General features: G+C 25.2%; 5 protein-coding genes. 1 reads left to right on the forward strand and 4 read right to left on the reverse strand.

Annotated features, from left to right (window positions below):
- Positions 1-187: 187 nt before the first annotated feature.
- From ACR0QS_RS12005 to ACR0QS_RS12020, 4 genes are all read right to left on the reverse strand, one after another.
- Complete coding sequence (locus ACR0QS_RS12005; RefSeq protein ID WP_432633690.1) at positions 188-703, reverse strand: hypothetical protein; 516 nt, start codon at positions 701-703, stop codon at positions 188-190.
- Positions 704-841: 138 nt separating this feature from the next.
- Complete coding sequence (locus ACR0QS_RS12010; RefSeq protein ID WP_432633691.1) at positions 842-1,261, reverse strand: adenylyltransferase/cytidyltransferase family protein; 420 nt, start codon at positions 1,259-1,261, stop codon at positions 842-844.
- Complete coding sequence (locus ACR0QS_RS12015; RefSeq protein ID WP_432633692.1) at positions 1,261-2,307, reverse strand: asparagine synthase C-terminal domain-containing protein; 1,047 nt, start codon at positions 2,305-2,307, stop codon at positions 1,261-1,263. Before ACR0QS_RS12015 ends, ACR0QS_RS12010 begins: the two co-directional genes overlap by 1 nt.
- Positions 2,308-2,318: 11 nt before the next feature.
- Positions 2,319-3,140 carry a CDP-glycerol glycerophosphotransferase family protein gene (locus ACR0QS_RS12020; RefSeq protein WP_432633693.1) on the reverse strand — a complete coding sequence of 274 codons (822 nt, stop codon included), beginning with the start codon at positions 3,138-3,140 and terminating at the stop codon, positions 2,319-2,321.
- A gap of 66 nt (positions 3,141-3,206) precedes the next feature.
- On the opposite strand from ACR0QS_RS12020, the gene ACR0QS_RS12025 reads away from it, so the two are divergent.
- Positions 3,207-3,617, forward strand: a 411-nt coding sequence (locus tag ACR0QS_RS12025; RefSeq protein ID WP_432633694.1) for a hypothetical protein, incomplete at its 3' end; no start/stop codon positions are given.

A 3,617-nucleotide genomic window follows, 5' to 3' on the forward strand; every position in this document is an offset into this window, starting at 1 on the left:
ACATAAATTTTAATTAAATAATAACAGAAATTTTATAAATATCAATATTTAATTATTAGTATTTTTATTTACGGATTCAAATTCAGCATTTTATTTCTAAATTTATCTCTCCACTTCCTAATCGGTATCCACCAAGCCAAATTATTAACCTTTTCCTCATTTATTATAAACAAAATTTTAACACCAATTAAATATATAAATTCAATTGATATTTTCTATTGATTTTTTGTATAAATGGCATGATAAATTTATTAATTTCATCATATGATAAAATCCCACTATTAATTGTATTCTCTAATACTTCGCAAATTAAATTAGATAAATAATTAATATTATTTGAGGAGTTTGCCATATTATCAAGGCTTGAATTTCTAATTTGTTTAGCTTCATTATCACATTCATTATCTTTAGAATTGTTTTTCTTAAATAAATAATTATAAAGTTTATCAAAGTAATACGAAATAAATTTTTGAGCGCTATCGCTAGTAATATTACAATTTTTATCTATTTCACTTTCTATACATTGTAAAATATTTATTATAAATCTTATAAAATCCTTTTTAATTGCTACGACATTGTCATCATATTCAAGCCCAAGTTGATATTCTGATATAGCTTTTCGCATAAATTGGTTAAATTGTAATTTATCTTGTGTAATTACTTTTATTATTTCATTAATATTATTATAAATATCATAAGACATAATATTATCCTTAAAATTAATTATTTCAAATATATTTATAACAATTATCAATAAAAAGTCAATCTTTATTAATAAAAAAAATAATTAAATTCAAAAATTAAAAAAATATTGCCTCGCACTCTTTTCTATATCCGCTGTTTAAATATTACTTCTAGTCTTTATAAGTATCTCATTAATAAGACTTGAACTTGTGCCTTTGGTATATGGAAAATAAACCACTCTAACATTGACTTCTTTAAATCTATTTTCCATACTTTTCCAAGAGTCCGTTTCATACCAATCGTCTCCAACAAAAAGAATATCAAATTTTATCTTTTCCCAAGTCTTGAATTTATCTATTTCATATTGCGGTATCGCCGAATCCACATACTTAATATTTCTCACTATTTCTATTCTCTCTTCAAAAGGTATAACGGCTTTTTTATTTTTATATTTTACAAGTTCGTCTACCGAAACTCCTACTATCAATTTGTCGCATAAACCTTTAGCATTCTTTAATAAATTCAAATGCCCTATATGAAATAAATCGTAAACTCCAGAAGTATATCCTAATATCATTATAATTTTCCTTCATCATGCAAATTTAAAAACCATTCCAAACAAAATATTAGCCATTTTTGGTCGCCCGTAAAATTATTAATATTTATATCTTTTCTAAATTCTTTTCTTTTCGGTCCTTCCCAATCTTTCAGCCAGTCGTTTACCGAACGAGGAAGAGGAATTTTTTCTGGGACTTCTATCTCGGGATATCTTTTCTTGAATAATTCTCTTATTAAATATTTAGACTGCCCGCTTCTTACTTTAGATAAATCCAATGGTTCAGTCATAAACATATACGAATAAGGGTCTATATATTCAATATCAGCGTATCCAAATGCATGCATATATGAAGTGGAAGATTCTATAGAAAATATTTCATCCATAAATTTTAAAAAATCTATTTTATTATCATTAATTCTATATCTTTCGTATATATCTGTCATAGAAACATATTCATTTAAGACTTCTTTAGGATTAACAAAAGTATATCTATCGACAAATTCATCAAATAGCCAATCTTTTGAAAGCAATTTATCCATACCGCCAAATACTAAATCGGCGCTTTCGCCAATAATTAATTTTTCTATTCCATTTTCTTTAGCTTTAATTGCAACTTTATATAATTGAGGTTCTATAGAATGCATTGGAACTCCGTCATATTTCATAAGTTTTGGAGTTAAATTCAAATAATCATTCCAAGTTATTTCTACAATTTCATGTTTTAAATCATATTTTTCGGCATATTTTTTAGCCCGATTGGTTTCGTCTATCGCGTTATCGGATACGCATTTTAAAGTATAGGCAACCGTTCCTTTCGGCATATATGAAGATAAAACTGCCGAGTCCATCCCGCCGCTCAATAAAATAGCCGTTTTATTCGGTATATATTCCTTTTCCAAAACTTCCTTTATAGCTCTTTCTATATCTAAATAATTTGAACATCCGTATTTTCTATTTTTAGGTTTATAGACTTTATGCCGCGTATTCTCAAAAAAATTTATCTTCTCGTCTTCTATAAATCTAAAAGTGAGATAAGAACTCATACAATAATTTTTATCTATCATAAAATACTCCTTTATTTATTTAAAAATATATTTCTTAAATATTCCGTTATAGTTTTTCCCGCCGAACCTATATTAATAAAACTGTCTTTTATCAAATTAATTCTTTTATCTTTCATATAGTCGTTTTCGTTTATAATCACTTCGTTAAAATATTTATTTATATCTTCTTCGTTATAACAAAGATAATAGCTGTTTACTATTGGCTTTGCAAAATCGTTAAATGTATTTTCAATTAAATTTTCTTTTTCTGGATTAATAAGATAAATGCATGGATTTTCGCTCGGCAAATATTCTGCTATAAAAGAACCGCTATCGGTAATTAAACAGCAACTTTTTCTAAATAAATCTATATATTCTCCGTCATAAATATATATTCCGTTGTCAGAATTATCCCATTCTTTTATATAATTCTCATAATATTCTATATCCATAATTTTAGACTCTATCATTCTGTGTCTTAAATCGGGATGCGGCTTAAAAACAAAATTTATATTAGGATTTTCTTTAAGTAAATTAAAAAAATATTTATGATAAAGGTGAAAAGTCGCTAAATTATTATCTACTCTTATACTCCAATGCGGAGCGTAAATAACTATTTTTTTACCATTGTCTATTTTCTTTGGTATAACGCAATTTTTTATATCTTTTTTATAATCGTCTAATTTTGAGTAGCCTGTCAAAACCGTATTAAATCCGTTATTAATGTTTATATGTTTCTTATAACAATAATAAGTTTCCGCAAATAATTTATAACATGTATTAAGATGTAAATTCTTATAATGATACTCATCGTTATTGACTACATTAATCGAATAATTTATAAAGATGGACAAACTATTGGATATGAATATATAGATAAAAAAATACAGCCTGTCCTTGAAAATATTGAAAATAACAAAATGAAAGATATATTATATCATGATTATCTGGAAGGAATTAAATATTTTACAGAATGTTATGCCAACTTATCAAATAAAAATTTTAAAATAGAATATAATATAAGATTATTTATTGAATATCAAAAATACTTAATAAATAATATTATCGATAAGAATATCGCTGATTTTTTTGGCTCTATTCCTTTTAAAATGCATGGGAAAGTTACCAATATTATAGAATATGCCCCGAAAATATCATTATTTGGTGCAATTAGCCACATATTTATCAGCAGCATGCCATATCATAATAATATTAATATGTCTCTTTCAAGAAGTGCTCAATATGTAAGAACTATTTATAAGTTTAAAACTAAATATAAGAGTATATGGAGATTTATATTTGATATTAGATTTAATAGAAAAGATAAATAT

Source organism: Brachyspira sp. (genome assembly GCF_050873525.1).
In the GTDB taxonomy this organism is placed as follows: domain Bacteria; phylum Spirochaetota; class Brachyspiria; order Brachyspirales; family Brachyspiraceae; genus Brachyspira.